The organism is Rhodothalassium salexigens DSM 2132, from assembly GCF_004341375.1.
GTDB classification, from domain to species: domain Bacteria; phylum Pseudomonadota; class Alphaproteobacteria; order Sphingomonadales; family Rhodothalassiaceae; genus Rhodothalassium; species Rhodothalassium salexigens.
In genome coordinates this window covers 49,419-69,633 of sequence record NZ_SLXO01000006.1, presented here as the reverse complement: position 1 = coordinate 69,633, position 20,215 = coordinate 49,419, and the positions used below count along the sequence as shown (strand labels likewise).

The 20,215-nt window shown below is 67.9% G+C and carries 12 protein-coding genes; 4 read left to right on the top strand and 8 right to left on the bottom strand.

Annotation, left to right across the window (positions count from 1 at the left end; translation table 11 throughout):
* Window positions 1-18 precede the first annotated feature (18 nt).
* Window positions 19-1,692, bottom strand: coding sequence for a dihydroxy-acid dehydratase (ilvD, locus tag EV659_RS09060; RefSeq protein WP_132708557.1), 1,674 nt, complete (start codon window positions 1,690-1,692; stop codon window positions 19-21).
* A 426-nt stretch (window positions 1,693-2,118) separates the two neighbouring features.
* Between ilvD and EV659_RS09055 the strand changes: the two genes are divergently transcribed.
* Window positions 2,119-3,294: an LL-diaminopimelate aminotransferase gene (locus tag EV659_RS09055; RefSeq protein WP_132708556.1), complete on the top strand. Its 1,176-nt coding sequence runs from the start codon at window positions 2,119-2,121 to the stop codon at window positions 3,292-3,294.
* A 182-nt stretch (window positions 3,295-3,476) separates the two neighbouring features.
* Window positions 3,477-7,310, top strand: a complete 3,834-nt coding sequence (locus tag EV659_RS09050; RefSeq protein ID WP_132708555.1) for a TonB-dependent receptor — start codon at window positions 3,477-3,479, stop codon at window positions 7,308-7,310.
* 202 nt (window positions 7,311-7,512) lie between these two features.
* Here the strand turns inward: EV659_RS09050 and hemN are convergent, their stop codons facing one another.
* The 5 genes from hemN to EV659_RS09025 form a co-directional block, all read right to left on the bottom strand.
* Entirely contained in the window at window positions 7,513-8,865 is a 1,353-nt protein-coding gene (gene hemN / locus EV659_RS09045) for an oxygen-independent coproporphyrinogen III oxidase (protein ID WP_132708554.1), read from the bottom strand.
* A 99-nt stretch (window positions 8,866-8,964) separates the two neighbouring features.
* Window positions 8,965-9,600 carry a bacteriochlorophyll 4-vinyl reductase gene (bchJ, locus tag EV659_RS09040; RefSeq protein WP_200287464.1) on the bottom strand — a complete coding sequence of 212 codons (636 nt, stop codon included), beginning with the start codon at window positions 9,598-9,600 and terminating at the stop codon, window positions 8,965-8,967.
* Between the two features lie 11 nt (window positions 9,601-9,611).
* On the bottom strand, window positions 9,612-11,384 hold the full coding sequence (gene bchE, locus EV659_RS09035) for a magnesium-protoporphyrin IX monomethyl ester anaerobic oxidative cyclase (RefSeq protein WP_132708553.1): 1,773 nt from the start codon (window positions 11,382-11,384) through the stop codon (window positions 9,612-9,614).
* A gap of 372 nt (window positions 11,385-11,756) precedes the next feature.
* Complete coding sequence (locus EV659_RS09030; RefSeq protein WP_132708552.1) at window positions 11,757-13,289, bottom strand: protein adenylyltransferase SelO; 1,533 nt, start codon at window positions 13,287-13,289, stop codon at window positions 11,757-11,759.
* Window positions 13,290-13,471: 182 nt separating this feature from the next.
* Window positions 13,472-14,509: a class I SAM-dependent methyltransferase gene (locus tag EV659_RS09025; protein WP_132708551.1), complete on the bottom strand. Its 1,038-nt coding sequence runs from the start codon at window positions 14,507-14,509 to the stop codon at window positions 13,472-13,474.
* Window positions 14,510-14,638: 129 nt separating this feature from the next.
* On the opposite strand from EV659_RS09025, the gene EV659_RS09020 reads away from it, so the two are divergent.
* Both EV659_RS09020 and EV659_RS09015 read left to right on the top strand, forming a co-directional pair.
* Window positions 14,639-17,332 (top strand): M14 family zinc carboxypeptidase, encoded by a 2,694-nt coding sequence (locus EV659_RS09020; RefSeq protein WP_132708550.1) that lies wholly within the window; start codon window positions 14,639-14,641, stop codon window positions 17,330-17,332.
* A 139-nt stretch (window positions 17,333-17,471) separates the two neighbouring features.
* On the top strand, window positions 17,472-18,767 hold the full coding sequence (locus EV659_RS09015; RefSeq protein WP_132708549.1) for a multidrug effflux MFS transporter: 1,296 nt from the start codon (window positions 17,472-17,474) through the stop codon (window positions 18,765-18,767).
* A 42-nt stretch (window positions 18,768-18,809) separates the two neighbouring features.
* Here EV659_RS09015 and EV659_RS09010 read toward each other — a convergent pair whose 3' ends face one another.
* Complete coding sequence (locus EV659_RS09010) at window positions 18,810-19,484, bottom strand: glutathione S-transferase family protein (protein WP_132708548.1); 675 nt, start codon at window positions 19,482-19,484, stop codon at window positions 18,810-18,812.
* 32 nt (window positions 19,485-19,516) lie between these two features.
* A complete protein-coding gene (locus EV659_RS09005; RefSeq protein WP_132708547.1) occupies window positions 19,517-20,185 on the bottom strand; it encodes a glutathione S-transferase family protein in 669 nt (222 codons plus the stop codon).
* Between the last annotated feature and the right edge of the window lie 30 nt (window positions 20,186-20,215).

Sequence of the window (20,215 nt, the reverse complement as noted above, 5' to 3'; positions counted from 1 at the left end):
TATGTCTGAAAGGAAGTGTCAGGATTTGTCGAACGGAAAGCCGGTGACCGCGCCGTGCGAGGCGGATGCCACCTGGTCGGCATATTTGGCGTAGACGCCGCTGCGCACCGCCGGTTCGCGCGGCGTCCAGTTGGCGCGTCGGGCGTCCAGGTCGGCGGCCACGTCGAGCCGCCGGCTGGCCACGTCGAGGGTGATGCGGTCGCCGTCCTCGATCAGCGCGATCGGGCCACCCTGAGCCGCTTCGGGCGCCACATGGCCGACCATCAGCCCGTGGGTCGCACCGGAGAAGCGGCCGTCGGTGATCAGCGCCACGTCGGCGCCCAGGCCCTGGCCTTGCAGGGCGGCGGTGACCGCCAGCATTTCGCGCATGCCGGGGCCGCCGCGCGGGCCTTCGTTGCGGATCACCACCACGTCGCCGGGCTGGATCTGGCCCGCCTGGACGGCGGCGAAGGCGGCTTCCTCGCCGTCGAAGACCCGGGCCGGGCCCTCGAAATGCTCGACCACTTGGCCCGCCAGCTTGACCACGCAGCCTTCGGGCGCCAGGTCGCCGAACAGGATCGAGAAGCCGCCATGGGGCTTGAACGCCTGGTCGAGCGGCACCACGCAATCCTGACCCGGCTTTTCGGGGCGGTCGGCGGCTTCGGCCAGCAGCGTCTTGCCGGTCACCGTCATGGTGTCGTGCAATTTGTCGGCGGCGGCCAGGGTGCGGATGATCAGCGGCGTGCCGCCGGCTTCCGACATTTCGACCGCGGTGTAGCGCCCGCCGGGCTTGAGGTTGGTGATCACCGGCGTGGTCGCGGCGATGGCGTCGAAATTGGCCAACTGGAAGTCGCGGCCGGCCTCGCGCGCGATCGCCAAGAGGTGCAGGATCAGGTTGGTCGAGCCGGCGGTGGCGGCGCCGAGGGTGGCGGCGTTGCTGAGGCTTTCGTCGGTGATCAGGTCGCGCGGCAGCGGGCCGCCGTCGCGCACCCGATCCATCAAGATTTCGCCGCAGCGATGGGCTGCGGCGTGCTTGGCGGGATCGGTGGCGGGGATGTCGTTGGCGCCCATGGGCGACAAGCCCAACATGGTCAACGCCATGGCCATGGTGTTGGCGGTGAACTGGCCGCCGCACGCGCCGGCACCCGGGCACGCCGCCCGTTCGATCTCGACCAATTCCTCTTCGGTGATGCGCCCGGCGGCGCGCGCGCCGACCGCTTCGAACACGTCCTGGATGGTGATCAGCCGGCCGTCCTTGGCCCGGCCCGGGGCGATCGAGCCGCCATAGAGGATCACGCCCGGCAGGTTGAGGCGGGCCAGCGCCATGGCGGCGGCGGGGATCGTCTTGTCGCAGCCGACCAGCATGGCGACGCCGTCGAGGCAGTGACCGCGCACCGCCACTTCGGCCGAGTCGGTGATCACCTCGCGGCTGATCAGCGAAGCGTGCATGCCGTCGCTGCCCATGGCGATGCCGTCGGTGACCATGACGGTGTTGAAATCGACCGGGGTGCCGCCGGCCGCCCGAATGCCGGCTTTCAACGGATCGGCCAGGTCACGCAGGTGCATGTTGCACGGGCTGACCGTGCTCCAGGTGTTGATCACGCCGATCATCGGCCGGGCCAGCGCCTCGTCGTCCATGCCGGTGGCGCGGAACATGGCGCGCGCCGGGGCGTTGCGTTTGACGGCGTCGCTGGGCCGGTTTGTCTTGCTCATTTTATGCCTCTTTGGAAACAAAAAAACCCGCTTCGGAATGAAGCGGGTCGGGCTTACAATCTGACGGTTGATTCCGCGTCAGGTCACCCCCCGCTACTGCCGATAAGAAGCAGTACGGTTAGGATCAGACCCAGTACGACCAGCGCGCCCGCAGCGGCGTCGCCGAGGATCGGCGCCGTCGGGGCGGGCAGGGCAATGGCACGGGGCTGGGCCCCGCGACGCTGTGCTGCGCTGCGGTGGTGTTGGGTGTGCCCGAACCAGGGGCTGATGGCGGGATCGCGTTTCATGATGGCAGCACTATACAGTTCGAAGCGTTTCTGTCAAAGGGTCGATTGAAAAGATTTCTCAGGGTAAGCGAAGCGTAATTAATTGTCCCCGGCCGTCGGGCTGTGTCTGTCGCGTCTCCCTCAACCAGTAAGAGAATCCATGCAAGAAGAGTTCTATCGTATCCGTCGCCTGCCGCCTTATGTGTTCGCTGAAGTGGATAAGTTGAAGGCCGCGGCGCGCGCGGCCCGCGTCGACGTGATCGACTTCGGCATGGGCAATCCCGATCTGGCCACGCCGCCGCACATCGTCGACAAGTTGACCGAGGCGGTGAAGAATCCCAAGACCCATCGCTATTCCACCTCGCGCGGCATCCCCGGCCTGCGCCGGGCGCTGAGCGGCTATTATGAGCGCCGCTTCGGGGTGTCGGTGGACCCCGAGCGCGAAGCGATCGTCACCTTGGGGTCGAAGGAGGGGCTGGCCAATCTGGCCCAGGCGATCACCGCGCCCGGCGACACGATTTTGTGCCCCAATCCCAGCTACCCCATCCACGCCTTCGGGTTCATGGTCGCGGGCGCGTCGGTGCGCAGCGTGCCGCTGTTGCCGGTGGAGAATTTCCTCGCCGAGGTGGAGAAGGCGTGCCGCTACAGCGTGCCCAAGCCGACGGCGCTGATCCTCAACTTCCCGTCGAACCCGACCGCCCGGGTGGTCGACCTGGATTTCTACGGTCAGGTGGTCGATTACGCGCGTTCGCAGGGGCTCTATATCCTCTCCGATCTGGCCTATTCCGAGATCTATTTCGACGGCAATCCGCCGCCCTCGATCCTGCAGGTGCCGGGCGCCAAGGATGTGGCGGTGGAGTTCACCTCGGTGTCGAAGACCTATTCCATGCCCGGCTGGCGGATCGGCTTCGCGGTTGGCAACCGGGAGTTGATCGCGGCCCTGACGCGGGTCAAGTCCTATCTGGATTATGGCGCCTTTACGCCCATTCAGGTGGCGGCGACGGCAGCGCTCAATGGCCCGCAGGACTGTGTGGCGGAGGCGCGCGCGGTTTATAAACGGCGCCGCGACGTGCTGGTGGAGAGTTTCGCGCGCGCCGGCTGGGAGATTCCGTCGCCGCCGGCGACCATGTTCGCCTGGGCGCCGATCCCTGAGCGGTTCGCCCATATGGGCTCGGTGGACTTCGCCAAGATGCTGCTTAACGAGGCGGCGCTGGCGGTCAGCCCGGGGCTCGGCTTTGGCGAGTATGGCGACGGCTATGTGCGCATCGCCCTGGTGGAAAACGAACAGCGCATCCGCCAGGCGGCGCGCAACCTGAAGCCGGTACTGGCCCGATAGGTCCGAAAGCGCGTCATGGCCCACCGGCCAGGCCGGGGCCATGGCGCGCTCTCCCCTTAGGTTGCGTCCGGACGGTCTAGGTCTTTCGGTTCAGACGACGTTTCACACATAAACTTTGGATTGAAATCACTCTAAATAGACGACACTCCAGTCGGTATAAAAAAATGTGACTGGAGGAAGCGATGACGGGATGGAAACGGGCGCCAAGCGTGCGCAATGCATTGCTTGGCTCGACGGCGTTGAGTTTTGTGCTGTTTGGCGCTGCGGGCGCGGCCGTCGGGGCGGACCGGGACGGTCCACTGGCCGAGTTACCGGAACAACAGGCGCAACAGCGCCAGGCGGCGCCGCCGGTCGCCACCCGCGACGCCGACGAGCTGGTCGAACCGACCGTCGAGGAGATCGTCGTCACCGGGTCGCGGCTGCGCACCACCAATTTCGAGACCAGCGTGCCGCTGACCATCGTCACGTCGGAACAGCTGGAATTCCGCGGCTTTACCAATGTGGTCGACGCGGTGAACGAAATTCCGCTGATCGGCGGCGCCAACACGTCGGCCGGCGGCAATACCCAATTCGGCGATAACTTTTCGTTCCAGGACATTCTGGACCTGGGCACCAACCGGACCCTGACCCTGATCAACGGCCGCCGGGTGATCAGCAACAACCAGGGCTCGGTGTTCGTGCCCGGCAACGCCACCGGCGCGCAGGTGGATGTGACCACCATCAACCCGTTCCTGGTCGAACGCCAGGAAATCGTCGCCGGCACCGGCGGCGCGATCTATGGCGCCGACGCCCTGGCCGGGGTGATCAACTATGTGCTCAAGGACGATTTCGACGGTCTGAGCGCCACCGCCCAAGGCGGCATCACCCAGGAAGGCGACGGCGCCAACTATCGCGCGAACCTGGCCTGGGGGAAGAACTTCCTCGAAGACCGGGCCAATCTTTCGGTGGCGGGCGAGTTTTTCCGTCAGGAACTGGTGCGCGGCGGCGGCCCGCGCGACATCCTCGCCGCCGACATCAGCGGTATCATCAACCCCGCCGACGGGGCCCGTCGGGCGCCGGCGGCCGGGGCGGGCGATCTGCTGGCCCAGTTGCGCCAGGGCGACCTGACCTCGGCGTTCGTCCCCGCGGGCTCGGACGGGCGGCGCAGCACGATCTTCATCCGCGACACCACCAACCCCTATCTGCCGATCGGCGGCGGCGCCATCGGCACCACCTTCCAGGCGTCGGGCAATGCCAGCCTGCTGGAATTTTTCCCGCGCCAGCCGGTCTCGGGCGGGCTCGCAGCACCCGGGGCGGACCCCGCCGGTTTCGCCTTTTTCGCGCCGTCGTCGCTGCCCGCCGGCGTCGACCCCTTGGCGGTGATCAACCAGTTTGCGCCCGGCGCCGACCTGAGCGGCCTCAGCAGCGCCGACCAGGCACAACTGGCGCTCAACCTGTTGCAGCGCAACAGGCCGACGCCGGGGGAGTATTTTCTGGGCAATCCGGGTCTCGACCCCAATCTGTTCGTCGGCACGTTCGCCAATGGCGGCGGCGCGATCCCGACCATCGCCAACCCCGACCCGGCGACCCAGGGGCTGTTCCCGCGCCTCGCCGTGCCGTTGCGGTTCGACAATGGCGGGCGTCTGGTGCCCAACGATCTCGGCCGCATCACCCCGCCCGGTCAGGCGGTGTTGAACGAGACCTCGGGCGGCGACGGCTTCGACTTCACGTCGTTCGAGAACCTGGAATCGGCGGTCGAGCGGCGCACCTTCAACCTGCTCGGGCGGTATGACCTGACCGACAATATCACCTACAAGCAGACCTTCTTCTTCGCCGATCTGGCGTTCGATTCGCTGGGCTCGCCGCTGGCCAACAGCTTCACCGGCAGCGTCGCCGGGGGCAGCCTGCCGATCCCGGTCTATGTGGACGACAATCCCTATCTGACCAACCAGGCGCGCACCGAACTGGGGCGGTTGCGGAGCCTGGGGCTGCAACTGCCCAACGAGCCCAATGACGGCGGCGAGGTGGTCTATCTGTCGCGGGTGCACGACGACCTGTTCCCCAACGGCCCGCGCAGCGGCGAACGGGTGCGCAATTATCGCACCGCCAACGAACTGCTCGGCGAATTCGAGCGCTTCGGCCGTGAGTTCTATTGGGATGCCGCGTTCGTCTATGGCCGGAACACGACGATTTCGTATCAGGAGACCCTGAGCGACATCAATTTCGCCCTGGCCACCGACCCGGTGGACGACGGCACTGGCAACATCGTGTGCCGGCAGCAGACGCTCGCCCAGCCGGAGTCGATCGCCAATCGCAACTTCCTGCTCGGCTTCATCAATATCGACGCCGACGGCGACGGCTCGCTCGGCGAGCCCGAGGATCTGGTGCCGAGCCAGGCCGCGGTCGACGGCTGCCTGCCGTTCAATGTCACCGCCAAGGGCCCGGTGTCGCAGGAATTGCGCGACTATCTGGTGATCGATTCGGGGGCCGAGAACCGCAACGAGCAATTCTACGGCGCCGCCTCCATCGGCACCGATATCGTCCAACTGCCGGGCGGTCCGTTCGCGGGCTTGATCCAGGCGGAATGGCGTCGGGAAAGCACCGACTTCGATCCCAAGGACCCGTTTGCCCGTGGCCTTGGCCGCAACACGGTGGGCCAGGGGACCCAAGGCACGCTGAGCTTCTTTGAAGGTGGCTTCGAGGGCAAGCTGCCGATCTTCGGCGAGGACTTCACCCTGCCGGGCTTCGAGCGGCTGATCCTGGAAGGCGGGGTGCGGGTGGTCAACCGCAGCCAAAGCACCCAAAATCCGCTGTTCTCCGGCATCGACGCCGGGTCGGTGACCGACATCACCTATACCGCCGGCGGGCGCTGGGTGCCGTTCGAGGGCTTGGTGTTCCGCGGTGCGCGCAGCCGCACCGTGCGCTCGCCCTCGGCGGTCGAGTTGTTCGGCGCGCCGCAGACCGGCTTCGGCGGCCGGGTCAACCCGTGCGACGTGACCAACATCAACCAGGGCCCGGCCCCGGCGACCCGGCGGGCCAATTGTATCGCGGCGGTGCAGGCGGTGGGGCTGGCGGCCAACGATGCCGAGGCGGCGGCGTTCCTGAGCGGCTATCAAGGCGCCGGCGGTAGCGCGCCCGGCGGCACCGCGGGCAACCCCAATCTTCAGAACGAGTTCTCCGATGCCTGGAGCGTCGGCGGCACGTTCGCACCCGATTTCGTGCCGGGCTTGACCCTGTCGCTCGACTATTATGCGGTCGACCTGAAGGGCGAGATCGGTCTGGTGGGGCCGGGCGTGAACGTCAATGCCTGCTTCGACCAGCCCAATTTCCCCAACAACGAAATCTCCGGCACCAATGTGTGCGACCAGTTCCTGTTCGGCGTCCAGGACGAGACCGGCGCGTTCGTGATCCCCGAGGTCAACCCGCTGACCGGCAATCCGGTGTCGGAAACCCTGGTGACCGCAGTGCCGGGGCAACGGGCGAGCTTGCAGGACCCGTTCCAATTGGCGTTCGTCAACTTCCCGCAGCTCAATCTGGCGGCGACCCAGTTGCGCGCCATCAATGCCCAGGTGACCTATACCTTCGAGCCGGCCGACCTGCTGCCATGGGATAGGGATCTGGGCGCGATCACCTTGCGCGGCTACAACTACTTCCTGCAGCGCTACGACCAATCTTCGCTCGGTGATTTCACCGATACCAATCCGCAAGCGGGCGACGTCTTCTCGCGGTTTGAAAGCCGGATCGACTTCATCTGGCGCTATCAAGATTTCCAGATGCAGCTGCAGTGGTTCCGCAACCAGGGCACGGTCGACAACGTCCAGACGGAAGAAGAGGATCTGCCCGAACAGTCGCCGATCTTCTTCAATCCGACGACCCAGTTCTTCAACCTGAACATGGCCTATGTGATCAACGAAAACCTCAATGCCCGGTTTATCATCAACAATCTGAACAATAGTCGCGGGCCACAGCCGCAGTTTGACGTTCTGCAAAGCCCGCTCGGGCGCAGCTTCATCTTCGCGCTCGACTTCCGCTTCTAAGGCGCGGGCCGGGGGGGGGGGGGGGGGGGGGGGCGGCGCCCCCCCCCCCCCCCCCCCCCCCGGCCCGCGCCTTTCTGGACCGAGGCTGTGGATCGCGCCGGTTGAGGCGTGCAAACAAAAGCGCCCGGCCGAGGGGAGGGCCGGGCGCTGGTCGGCGGCCCGCCGGAACTCTGGCGGGCTGACCGAAACCGAAACGGTGGGGTCAGACGGCGGCGGAGTGTTTGGCCGCCTGGGTCTGGAGATAGGTGTCGAAACTGGCGGCGACGATGCGCACCAGCCGCTCGCCCAAGGGCGTCAGGGTGATCCGCGAGCCCTCGCGCACCAGCAGGCCGTCCTCGGCAAAGGCGTCCATCTTGGCCAGTTCCGGCCCGCACCAGTCGGCCGGCCGGCCGAATTCGGCGCCGATGGCGGCGGTGTCGACGGTGTTGTCGCACATCAGCCGGGTGATCACGCGGCCGCGCAGGGCGTCTTCCTCGCTGATCGCCACGCCCTTTTCCACCGGCAGGTGGCCGGCTTCGACGGCGCGCGACCAGGCGCGGGTGTCGGGGATGTTCTGGATATAGCCCGACGGCGTGTAGCCGATGCCGGTGGTGCCGACGCTCAGCAGCGTTTCGGCGTCATCGTCGGTATAGCCCTGGAAATTGCGGTGCAGCGTGCCGGCTTCGGCGGCCAGGGCCAGGCTGTCATGGGGCAGGGCGAAGTGGTCGAGCCCGATGGCCCGATAGCCCGCCGCGGTCAACGCGGCCTCGGCCATTTCCGCCTGGGCGGCGCGCTCTTCGGGCGCGGGCAGGCTGGTGTCGGGGATCATGCGCTGGTTCTTGGCCCGCCACGGCACATGGGCATAGCCGAACAGCGCGATGCGGTCGGGCGCGAGTTCCTTGGTCAACTCGATGGACCGGCGCAGGGTCTCGACGGTCTGATAGGGCAGGCCGTAGATCAGGTCGAAATTGATCCGCTCGACGCCGACGCTGCGCAGGCCCTTGACCGCGTGCTCGACCATCTCGAAGGGCTGGATGCGGTTGATCGCCGCCTGCACCTTGGCGTCGAACTCCTGCACGCCGAAGCTGGCGCGGGTGATGCCCAGCTCGCCCATGGTGGCGATCAGCGCGTCGGTCAACGAGCGCGGGTCACATTCAACCGCGTGTTCGGCGTCGTCGAGGATCGTGAAACGCTCTTTCACGGTGTCGACGATGGCGCGGAAGTCCTCGGGGCTGAGCGTGTTGGGGGTGCCGCCGCCCCAGTGGATGTGGCTGATCGACAGCCGGCCGGGCAGCGCGTCGGCAAGCAGGTGGATTTCGCGCTTGAGCAAGGCCACATAGTCGGCGATCGGCTGATATTGGGCCGACAGCTTCATGTTGCAGCCGCAATACCAGCACATCTGCTTGCAGAACGGCACATGCAGATAGAGCGAGATCGGCTTGGCCGGGTCGAGCTCGGCCAGCCAGCCGCGATAGGTGGCTTCGTCGATCCCGTCGTGGAAGTGCGGCGCGGTGGGATAGCTGGTGTAGCGCGGCACCGCCTGGGTGGCGTATTTCTCTGGGATCGCGATGGTCATGGGGCTCTAGCCTCCTATCCTCGATACAGGGCCCGGCGGTCGGTCGCCGGGTGGGGGCCGACGGTCCCGGGGACCCGCATAGGCCGCGGCGGGGTGCGGTCAGCTCGCCCGGCGGCCGTCCAGGGTGATCACGAACCGGCATACCGGGTCGCCCCGGTGGCAGCAAGCGGTGCTGGTGACCCGGGCGCGCGGCGTGACCAGTTCCTGGAACAACCGCTCGAACACGGCGCTGTGCCAGGGACAATCGGGGGTCGCCAGGGGGTTGTTGGCGATCTCGATCACGCACGGCGCTCCGGCCCGTCCGGTCATCTGTCCCGATCCGGCGAACGTCCAGGCGTGCTTTTCGATCGCCTTCATCAGGATCTTCGCCGACAGTTTTGGCGGCAGGAGCTTAAGAATATGTTGGACCGGGCCCGGCAGTCGGTGGGCGAGGATGTAGTCTCCCGTCCGCCGCCCCGCCTCAGCCGAAGCTGCGCGAGCCCGGTCCGGTGGCAGATGCGCGAAAACGGCGTGGTGCAGCCTTGCCGCTTCGCTTTCCGCCACCATGCTCGCCGGCGGTGATGCCAGATAATGGGCGAGTCCCGCGGCCCCGAAAATAACCGCGGTTGCCCCCTCGCCCTCCAAGGCCTCAAGGGCCTCGGCTGTCTGGATCACCGCATTAGGACCGACCCGAGCGCCGTCCGCACGACTGAACGGTTCTTGATCGATCCCGGCGGGCATGTGTGTGTCCGGCATGGTTCAAGTCCTCATGCCGGCTCGGATTCCGCCCGTGCCTTGGGCTGCGGGTCAGCCTCGGCCACGGACGCGTTGGCGAGCGCTTCGAGTTGCTCGTCGCTCATCTGTTGGTCGCCGCCACCGCACGCCTTGGGGGCTGCGGCCGGTTCGGTCGCCGGCGCGGCGGTCGGTTGGGCAGATTCTGTCGAAACCACGCCGACGGTGTCGTCCATCTTGCCCTCAAGCGAGTTGAGCGACGCCTTGTGGGCACGCTTGCGCGCGGCCTTGTCGGCGGCGGATTCCCAATCGTCCCACTGCGCCTTGGCGATCTTGCGGGTTTCGTCGAAGGCGAAGTCCACCTTGCCCTTCGACTGCGGGCCCCAATAGTTGACCCGGCCCAGATCGTAGAAGCTGCGCTGCACGCCGGCCTTGAGGAACGCCTTGAGACAGCCGAGCAGATACTTGCGCCGGTAGCCGGTGCCCTTCCACGGGTAGGAGAACAGCGCCTTCTTCATGTAGAAGCGGCGATAGTTGTTCATCACCCGGTCGAGCAATTCGCCCCGGTCCATGGCCTCGGGCTTGATGATCGGGGTGACGAAATTGTACTTCTCGAAGTCGAAGATCTCGACCTTGTCGTCCAGTTCCTCGAACAGGGTCGAGAACGGCCAGGGCGTGTACATGGCCCAGTTGGCCAGGTCCGGCTTCCAGTCCTCGGCCATGCGATAGGTTTCTTCCAGCGTCTCGGCGGTCTCGTTTTCCAGGCCGACGATGAACTGGGCTTCGACCACGATATCGGCTTCGCGCAGCAGGCGGATCGCCTTCTTGTTCTGCTCGATCGTGGTTTCTTTGTTGAACAGGTTGAGCTTGAGCTGCGCGGCGGCTTCCGTGCCCAGCGACACGTGCACCATGCCGGCCTTGCGGTAGAAGGGCAGCAGCTCTTCGTCGCGCATCACGTCGGTGACCCGGGTGTTGATGCCCCACTGCACCTTGTCCGGCAGGCCGCGTGCGATCAGCTCTTCACAGAACTGGATGAACTTCTTGCGATTGATGGTCGGTTCTTCGTCGGCCAGGATGAAGAAGCCCACATCGTGCTTTTCGACCAGCTCTTCGATCTCGTCGACCACCGCCTTGGGGTCGCGGATGCGATAGTCGCGCCAGAACTTCCACTGGCTGCAGAACGAGCAGGTGAACGGGCAGCCGCGCGCCATGTTGGGGATGGCGACGCGCTTGTTGAGCGGCACGTAGATATATTTGTGCCACTCCAGAATGTCCCAGTTGGGCTTGATGGCGTCCAGGTTCTTGACCGTCGGCGCCGCCGGGGTGGCGACGATCTGGTCGCCGTCGCGATAGGCCAGCCCGCGGATCTGATCGCGGTCGCTGGGCCAGCGACCTTCGTGGATCGCCTCCACGAGGTTGACCATGATCTCCTCGCCTTCGCCGCGGATGATGGCGTCGATCCACGGCGCCTCGCTCAGCACCTGCTTGTACATGAACGTGGCGTGGATGCCGCCCAGGATCGCCACGCAATCGGGCAGCTCTTCCTTGGCGATTTCCAGGATCCGCTCGGCCTTGTAGATCGACGGCGTGATCGCCGTGGTGCCCACAATGTCGGGTTGGATTTCCTTGATCTTGGCCCGGATCTGGTCCTCATCCATCTTGTCGGTCATGGCGTCGACGAAGTGGATGTCTTCGAACCCGGCCACATTGAGCGGGCCGGTCAGATAGGCGACCCAGGCAGGCGGCCAGCTGCCTGCGATTTCCGCCCCGCCGGACAGATAATTGGGATGGATCAGCAGAATGCGCATTGGCTCGCTCCCGAATCAATCACTTGAGCGTAAACGTGCCACCACTGCCGTCACCGCGACTTGACACAAATCAATGTCAACTTTGCTTGACAGTCGGCGCTGTCAAGCGATGAGTCCGACCGCCGGGAAGGCGCGGCAAAGCGGGCCTTCCCGGAGCCTCTGCCGAGCGCGGGGCGGACGGGCTCTCGACCGGCCCGGGCGGTCGGGTGGCGCAAGCGGGGACGGGGCGGTTTGCGCGCCTCGGATGGCCGGCAGGGCGCCGGCCGCCGCCCGCCCGACCCAATCGCATCGCCAGCGGTCCGCGCGGGGCAAGGCGATGGCGCGCCCGGCCCGCCGCGGGTCACGATGCCGGGCTGGGTTGGTGGGCTGCGCTCAGGTGCCGCAGAAGGTTTGCTGGACCACTTCGTGGGGCTGGGGCGGCTCGGCGTAGGCGGCGAAGGCCGGCTGGTCGTCATAGGGCCGCGACAAGACCGCCATCAGGTCGTCGATGACGCCCATGTGGCCGTCATAGGCGGCGTCGATCGCCTGTTGGATGCGGTGGTTGCGCGGGATGAAGGCGGGATTGGTCGCGCGCATGGCGGCCTGGCGCGCGCGGTCGTCGCGGGTTTCGCGGCCCAGGCGGGCGCGCCAGCGCGCGGCCCAGGCGTCGAAGGCCTCGGGATCGTCGAACAGGGCACGCACCGGCGCGTCGCCGGCGGGGCCGGGGTCGGCGCCGTCCAGGTCCGACAGCCGGCGGAAGGTCAGGGTGAAGTCGGCGCGGTTGTCGGCCATGGTCGCCAACAGGTCGAGCGCCAGGGTGTGGTCGTCGTCTTCGGCGGTCGCCAGGCCGAGCTTGGCGCGCAGGCTGCCTATGTGGGCGGCGTCGAACCGGGCGGCGAAGCGCGACAGCGCCGCCTCGGCGTCGGGGATCGCGTCCTGCGGGTCGTCGGCGATCAACGGCAACAGGCATTCGGCGAAGCGGGCCAGGTTCCACTGGGCGATCTGGGGCTGGCGGTTGAAGGCGTAGCGCCCGCCCAGGTCGATCGAACTGTAGACGGTCTCGGGGTGGTAGCGGTCCATGAACGCGCACGGGCCATAGTCGATGGTCTCGCCGGCGATGCCGCAATTGTCGGTGTTCATCACCCCGTGGATGAAGCCGACCGCGAGCCACGCCGCCACCAGGTCCGCCTGGGCCGCGACCACGGCGTCGAGCAGGGCGAGATAGGGGCGCTCGGCGCTGGTCACGTCGGGATAGTGCCGGTCGATCACATAGTCGGCCAGCCGGCGGAGGGCGTCCAGGTCGCCCTGGTTGCGGAAAAACTCGAACGTGCCGATGCGCACATGGCCGCGCGCCACCCGGGTCATGACGCCGCCCGGTTCGGGGCCGTCCTGGCGCAGCACCCGGTCGCCGGTGGCCACCATGGCGAGCGCGCGGGTGGTGGGCACGCCCAGCGCCGCCATGGCCTCCGAGACGATGTATTCGCGGATCACCGGGCCGAGCGCCGAGCGGCCATCGCCCATGCGCGAGAACGGGGTGCGGCCCGAGCCCTTCAGTTGGATGTCGTAGCGCACGCCGTCGGTGCCGACCACCTCGCCCAGCAGCAGCGCGCGGCCGTCGCCCAGTTGCGGGTTGTACTGGCCGAACTGGTGGCCGGCATAGGCCATGGCCAGCGGCTCGGCGCCCGACGGTACCCGGTTGCCCGCCAGCATCGCCACGCCGGCGGCGGTGGAAAGGGCGGCCGCGTTGGTGCCCAGCCGTTCGGCCAGCCCATGGTTGACCCGCAACAGCCGCGGCTCGCTGACCGGCGTCGGGGCGAGCCGGGCGAAGAACCGGTCGGGCAGGCGCGCATAGCTGTTGTCGAAGGCGAGCGGGCTGGCGCCTGGGCGGTCGGGCGCCGCGGCCCGGGCGGCGGCATGGTCTTCCATCGGGGGCCTCCGTGGCTGGGCTGGACACGGGTTGACCCTAACACGGACCGCCGAGGTCCGCCCAGGACAAAAGAAGACCTTTTTGCTCTCTTTTTTGTGGGCGGCAGCGGGCGGTCGACAGGGGTTGGTCGGCGACGTCTTGTCGGCGACGCGGGGTCGGTGGGGCCGGCCCTGCGGCCCGGTCAGCGGGCCGGCTTGTCGAACACGAACACCTTGGACAGGAAGGCGGGCTCGACGGCCACCGTGTCGAGGCCCGCCGCTTCGAACAGGGCCGGCATGTCGGTGGTCGAGTAGCTGGCGAAATAGGGCTCGTGGAAGCGGATCGGGAACATCTCCAGCATGCCGTCGAAGTCGTCGCGGTCGCCGTGCTGGAGCGCGTCGACCACCACCAGCCGGCCGCCCGGGCGCACCACCCGCGCCATCTCGGCGGCCACCCGGCCGCGCACCTTGGGCGGCAGTTCGTGGAACAGATAGACCGAGGTCACGGCGTCATAGACGCCGTCGGCCAGCGGCATCGCTTCGGCCGGCGCCTGGACGGTGCGCAGCGACGCCACGGTCGCCCGGGCGCGCGCCAGATAGGGCGCCGACAGGTCGAGCGCGGTCAGCCGGGCGCGTGGGATCGCGCGCTTGACCCAATGCAGGAAGCGCCCGGTGCCGCTGGCCACGTCAAGCAGGCGCGGCCGCGGCGCGTGGTGCGACAGGTCGAGCGCGTCTTTCAGATAGGGCAGGGCCATGCGCCGCATGGCGTCGGCGGTGCCGGTGAACAGCACCTCCACCTGATGGTCGTAAAGCACCGCGCTGTCGTCCGACAGCCAGCCGCCCGACTGATAGTGAAAGTTTTGCAGGTAATAGCGCGGATAGTCGCCGTCCTGGGCTTCCGGCTGGTCGCGGACCTCGCTGTGGCCGTGGCGCAGGCGCCGCTCGGTCACCGCGTCCACGTCGGCGAAGTAGCGACGGGCCAGCGCCAGGGCGTCGCGCGGGCCGTGGGTCAGCTCGGGCAGCGGATAGACGCCGGCGGCCACATTGGCCAGGTCGCGTTCGAACAACTCGGTCATGGCGCCGGCAATGCCGGCCACATCGGGAAACCGACCTTGCGGGCGGTAGCTTTTTTCCGCCTCGGTGATGGTCCGGAGCGCCTGGCGCCGGGTGACCACATATTGCCCGCCGTACCACGCCAGCCGCACCGCCTGCCGCGCGGCATACCGGCTCGTTTCGATCATGCTCGCCATGGCATCAAGATGCCCGCGCCGTTGGCGCGATGCAACGGCGCCTGCTTTGCCTGCGGCGATTTTTCAGGTACCGAAGAAAGCCAATCAACAAAACGCCCAGCGATCAACAGGGAGAAACCGATGCGTGCGATCCGTCCCGTGCTTATGGCCCTGGCGGCCTTGGCGGTTGTCTGGACCGGCCCAGCCGGCCGCGCCGTCGACGCCGACTTCTACTTCCCCGGCGCCGACTATGACCCCGCGGTGCCGACGCTCGAACGGGTGATCGGCCACGCGGTCGGAGAAGACATCACCAAGCCCGGCGAGGTGTTGACCTATCTGCGCGCGCTGGCCGAGGCGCGCCCCGATAGCATGCGGATCGTCCGGTACGCCGAAAGCTGGGAGGGCCGGCCGCTGGTCTACGCCATCATCGCCAAGCCCGAGACCATGGCGCGCCTCGACGCCATCCGCGCCGATATCCAAAAAGTCGCCGACCCGCGCAAGACCGACGGGCGGGCGGCCGCCAAACTGATCGAGACGCTGCCGGCAACCACCTGGCTGAGCTACGCGGTGCACGGCAACGAAATCAGTTCGACCGACGCCGCTGTGCTGACCGCCTATCACCTGCTGGCGTCGCGCGGCGACGAGCGGGTGACCCAAATCCTCGACAATTCCATCGTGTTCATCGATCCGATGCAGAACCCGGACGGGCGCGCGCGGTTCATCCACACGTTCGAGCAGGCGCTGGGCCTTGAGCCCATGGCCGACCGGCGCATTGCCGAGCATGACGAACCTTGGCCCGGCGGGCGCGGCAACCACTATCTGTTCGACCTCAACCGCGACTGGATCGCGCTGACCCAGCCCGAGACCCGCGGCAAGGTGGCGGCGTTGCTCGACTGGCTGCCGCTGTCTTATGTGGACGCGCACGAGATGGGCGGCGACAGCACCTATTATTTCGCGCCGTCGGCCGAGCCCATCAACCTGCACCAGCCCCGCAGCCTGCGCGAGAACAAAACGCTCATCTCCAAGAACACGGCGGCGTGGTTCGACCGGTTCGGTATCGACTATTTCACCCGCGAGGTGTTCGACAGTTTCTACCCGGGCTATGGCGACACCTGGCCCAGCTACTACGGCTCGCTGTCGCAAACCTACGAGCAGGCGTCGGCGCGCGGGCTGGTGTTCCGCCAGGACGACGGCGACCTGCTGACCTATGCCGAGGGCGTGCGCAACCATTTCCTGGCCTCCCTGTCGGCGGCCGAGGTCACGTCACGCAACCGCGCACGGTTTTGGGACGCGTTCTACGATTTCCGGCTGAGCGCGGTCGAGGAAGGCCGGTCGGAAGACGTGCGCAGCTTCGTGCTGCCCGCCGGGCCGCAGGCCGACGTGCTGGCCGCGCTGATCGCCGAACAGGGCATTGAGGTGGGGCGCGCGACCGCCGATTTCCGCGCCTGTCGGGTGTCTTACCCGGCCGGCAGCTATGTGGTCGATCTGGCCCAGCCGCAAAAGCGCCTGGCGCGCGTGCTGCTTGATCGCGACATCCCCGTCGACGACGAGTTCATGGTCGAACAGCAGCGCCGGCGCGCCAAGGGGCTGGAGGTGGAGATGTACGACGTCACCGCCTGGTCGCTGCCGCTGTTGCTGGGCGCCGAGGCGGTGGCCTGTGGGCAGTCGGTCGACGCCGACACGGTGGCCGTCGACGGCGCCACGGTGCCGCCCGGCACGGTGGCCAATCTCGACGCCCGGGTTGCTTTTCTGGTGCCGTGGGGCGGCGAGGGTGCGTCGAAACTGCTGGGCCGGGCGCTCGCCGACGGTTTGAGCGTCATGAGCACCGACCTGGCCTTTACCCATGACGAGCGCGGCTATCCGCGCGGCACGCTGATCTTCAAGACCGAGGACAATGCCGCCGATCTGCCCCAGCGGCTGGCGCGGCTGGCGGCCGAGACCGGGGCCAACGTCATCGGCGTCGACAGCAGTTGGGTCACCGAAGGGCCCAATTTCGGCTCGCGCAACGTTCGAACGATGAAGGCGCCGCGCGTGGCGATCGCTTGGGACGACGGCACCTCGTCCTATTCGGCCGGCAATACCCGCTATGTGCTCGAACGGCGTTACGGCTATCCGGTGGCGCCGCTGCGCGTGTCGACGATCGCGCGCGCCGGACTAGAAGGCTATGATGTGCTGATCCTGCCGTCCCAAGGCTGGGTGTCCTACGGTCAGGTCGGCGGCGAGCGGCTGGCCGGGGTGTTGCGCGATTTCGTCGGCCGCGGCGGTGTGGTGATCGGTCTGGGGGCGGCCAACCGCTTTCTCGGTGACCCGGAGATGCAGTTGATGGGCCTGCGCCGGGAGATCGCCGCTAAGGACGAGGAGGCCGCCAAGGCCACGGACAATGCCGACGATGCGGCGCGCGCGCCGGGCACCGAGATCGCCGACGCGGCGGGCTATGATCGGGCGGTGACGCCCGACGAGCCGGCGCCCGAGCGGCTGCCCGGCGCGATCCTGCGTGCCGAGGCCGACCCCGACCATTGGATGGCGGCGGGCCTCGGCGACACCGTGCACGCGCTGGTCGAGGGTCGCGACATCTATGCGCCGCTGACCCGCGACCAGGGCACCAATGTGGTGCGCTTTGTCGGCGCCGACGCGATCGTCGCCAGCGGCGTGGTCTGGGACGAAAGCGCCAAGCAACTGGCCTATAAACCGTTGATGGCGGTCGAGCCCGCGGGCCGCGGCTATATGGTGGCGATCACTCAGGACATCGCGGTGCGCGGCTATCAGCGTGGGCTCGACCTGTTGCTGGTCAACGCGGTGTTCCGCGGTGCGGCCCACGCCCGCCCGCTGCCCTGACCCGGGCGGGCGCCGCCGCGCTGCCGGGCCAGCAAGGCCGGACGGGTCATCTGATCCGTCCGGTGGCTGCGTACTCTGGTCGCGTCCGGCTGGCGCTCAGGGCCAGGCCGGCGCACACGTCACGTCTGAAGGAGCCCTCATGACCAAGGCCGAGACCGGCCCGAAAGACACCGGCACGGCGGCGGACGGCCTGCCCAGCGATCCGCGTCTGGCCGCCCTGCGCGGCTCATGGGCCTTTTATGCCATCATGCTGATCGCCGTGGGGCTCGGGCCCTTGGCCATGTCGTCGTTCATGCCGGCGCTGCCGGCGGTGCAAGACGCCTTCGGCGTGACCGCCGACCGCGCGCAACTGGCGATTTCGCTGTCGATGCTGGCGATCGGGGTGTTCACGCTGATCTACGGGCCGTTGTCGGACCGCTTCGGGCGCCGGCCGATCCTGGTGTTCGCCATCGGGCTTGGCCTGTTCGGCAGCATCGTCGGCGCCCTGGCCGGGTCGATCGAGGTGGTCATCTTTGGCCGCATCCTGCAGGCCGCCGGCACCGCCGCCGGCGTGGTCTTGGCGCGGGCGATCGTCAAGGACGTCTATGGGCCGGAGCGGATGACCGGCGTGATCGGCACGCTGACCGCCGCCTTGATGCTGGCACCCATGGCCGGGCCGTTTCTGGGCGGTTTCGCGGTCGCGCGGTTCGACTGGTGGGGGCCGTTCGCGGTCATCGCGGCGATCACCGCGCTGGTGTGGGCGTTGGTGTTGCTGCGCCTGCCCGAGACCCACCATTTCGCCGACCGGGGCACCTCGACGGCGCAGATGGCGCGCGACTTCGGCGGCCTGTTCGTCAACCGCGCCTATATGGGCTATGCGCTCCACGGCGTGGTGGTGCAGGGGGCGTTCTTCGCCTTTCTGGGCGGCGCGCCCTATCTGGTCTCGGACGTCTACGGCCAGCCGCCGAGCGCCTATGGCGCCTATTTCATCACCCTGCCGCTGGGCTTCATGGCCGGCAATCTGGTCGCCGGGATCTGGGGCAGCCGGATCGGCAATGACCGGTTGATCGCGCTCGGCACCCTGGTGTCCATCGCCGCCACCGCCGCGGCCCTGTGGGTCGCCCAGTCGGACCTGGCCAACCCCTATTGGCTGTTCGCCCCGGTGGGGCTGGCGATGATCGGCAACGGTCTGGCGCTGCCCGGCAGCCAGTCGGGCTCGGTCGCGGCGGCCCCGCTGATCGCCGGCTCGGCGTCGGGGCTGTTCAGCGCCATGCAGGCGCTGTTCGCCGCGGCGGTGCTGCAATGGGTCGGCGCGTGGCAGGGCGCCGACGCCGGGTCCGCCCTGCCGACGCTGATCCCGATGACCGGGCTGATGGTCGCCGCGCCGCTGGTCTATGCCGCCCTGGTGCGCCCCTGGGGGCGGCCGGCGCGCGCCGTCACCGCCCCGGCGGAATAAATAGCCCGCCGGGGCGCCGGTCGGCTGCCGGTCATCCGCCGGTCAACCTTGGCCGCGCGCCTTGGCTTCGGCGGCGCGCACCTGGTCGAGCGACCGGGCCATATTGTCGAAGCCGGTGCGCGCCAGGTCGCTATCGGCGATCAGCGCGCGATAGGCGCCGAGCTTGGGGGCGTCGGCCAGGATGTCCATGCCGCCGCTTTTCTGGATCAGGCCGGCGAAGAACAGGAACGGGATCAGCGCGCAGTCGGCCAGCGTCGGCTCGTCGCCCACCGCCCAGTCTTGGGCGGCGAAGAAATGTTCCAGGTAGCCGATACCGCTTTGGATGCTGCGCAGCTTGTCGCCCAAGGCCGCCCGGTCCGGGTCGGGCTGGCTGGCCAGCCGGGCAACCAGGATCATGTCGGGCAGCACATAGAGGTCGAGCACCCGGCAGATCAGGTCGACGCGGGCGGCGTGCGGCGGGTCGGCCGGGCGCAGTGCCGGCTCGGGGAACAGGCGCTCGAAATGCTCGACGATCACCTGGGCTTCGGGCAGGAACTCGCCCTCGGCCAGCTCCAGATAGGGAATCCGGCCGATCGGGTTGTGGGCCAGATGCTCGGGCGAGCGCAGCGCATTGCCCGGCACACCGGGATAGTCGACCGCATCGGTCTGGCCCTTGAGGTGCAGTTGCAGCCAGACGCGCTCGAAATAGGGCGACAGATGGGCACCGAACAGCTTCATGGCGTCTTCCTCCGGTTTGGCGGCGCGGCGCGTTACGCGGGCGCGCCCATGGCGGCGTTCAGGGCTGCCTGCTGGCGCGCGTGCGACGCGCGGGCGGGCCCGGTGGCGCCGGTGCGCTCATACCAGCCGGCCAGCCGCGGGCGCCCGTCGAGCCCGCCATAGTGATACAGGGCGTCCATGGCGCCGACAAAGAACATCAACGGCACCAGCACGCAATCGGCGACCGTCCAGGCGTCGCCGACCGCGAACTGGTCGTCGGCGAAGAAATGTTCCAGATCGTCGAGCGCCTGGGTCAGGTCGGCCTTGGCCCGGTCCACCTCGTCGCCGGTGAACACCTGGCGTTGGGCCAGCGCGAAGAAGCTGGACAGCTTGGGCATGACGTGGCTGTCGGCCAGTTGCGCCAGCATCTCGGCGCGCCCGGCGGCCAGCGGCTCGGCGGGCACCAGCGCCGGCTCGGGGAAGCGCCGGTCGAGATAGGTCAGGATGGCGCGCGATTCCACCAGCACCGCGTCGTCGACCAGCAGGGCGGGGATCTTGGCCACCGGGGTCAGGGTGCGATACGCCATCGACTGCGGCGAGCCGCCGGGAATGCCGCGCTGTGCCACCTGCTCGGTCGCCCCCTTGACGTCGAGGGCCAGCAACACGCGTTCGTAATAGGGCGACAGCGAACCGCCATAAAGGGTCAGGTCGGTGGTGGTCATGGCAAGCGTCTCCGAAAGGCCAGGCGGGGG

Coding starts and splice junctions, on each gene's coding strand:
- EV659_RS09010 (WP_132708548.1), bottom strand. CDS start 19,484: ATGAAGCTGTTCGGTGCCCATCTGTCGCCCTATTTCGAGCGCGTCTGG.
- bchJ (WP_200287464.1), bottom strand. CDS start 9,600: ATGCCGGACACACACATGCCCGCCGGGATCGATCAAGAACCGTTCAGT.
- EV659_RS09020 (WP_132708550.1), top strand. CDS start 14,639: ATGCGTGCGATCCGTCCCGTGCTTATGGCCCTGGCGGCCTTGGCGGTT.
- hemN (WP_132708554.1), bottom strand. CDS start 8,865: ATGACCATCGCGATCCCAGAGAAATACGCCACCCAGGCGGTGCCGCGC.
- ilvD (WP_132708557.1), bottom strand. CDS start 1,692: ATGAGCAAGACAAACCGGCCCAGCGACGCCGTCAAACGCAACGCCCCG.
- EV659_RS09055 (WP_132708556.1), top strand. CDS start 2,119: ATGCAAGAAGAGTTCTATCGTATCCGTCGCCTGCCGCCTTATGTGTTC.
- EV659_RS09025 (WP_132708551.1), bottom strand. CDS start 14,509: ATGATCGAAACGAGCCGGTATGCCGCGCGGCAGGCGGTGCGGCTGGCG.
- EV659_RS09030 (WP_132708552.1), bottom strand. CDS start 13,289: ATGGAAGACCATGCCGCCGCCCGGGCCGCGGCGCCCGACCGCCCAGGC.
- EV659_RS09015 (WP_132708549.1), top strand. CDS start 17,472: ATGACCAAGGCCGAGACCGGCCCGAAAGACACCGGCACGGCGGCGGAC.
- EV659_RS09050 (WP_132708555.1), top strand. CDS start 3,477: ATGACGGGATGGAAACGGGCGCCAAGCGTGCGCAATGCATTGCTTGGC.
- EV659_RS09005 (WP_132708547.1), bottom strand. CDS start 20,185: ATGACCACCACCGACCTGACCCTTTATGGCGGTTCGCTGTCGCCCTAT.
- bchE (WP_132708553.1), bottom strand. CDS start 11,384: ATGCGCATTCTGCTGATCCATCCCAATTATCTGTCCGGCGGGGCGGAA.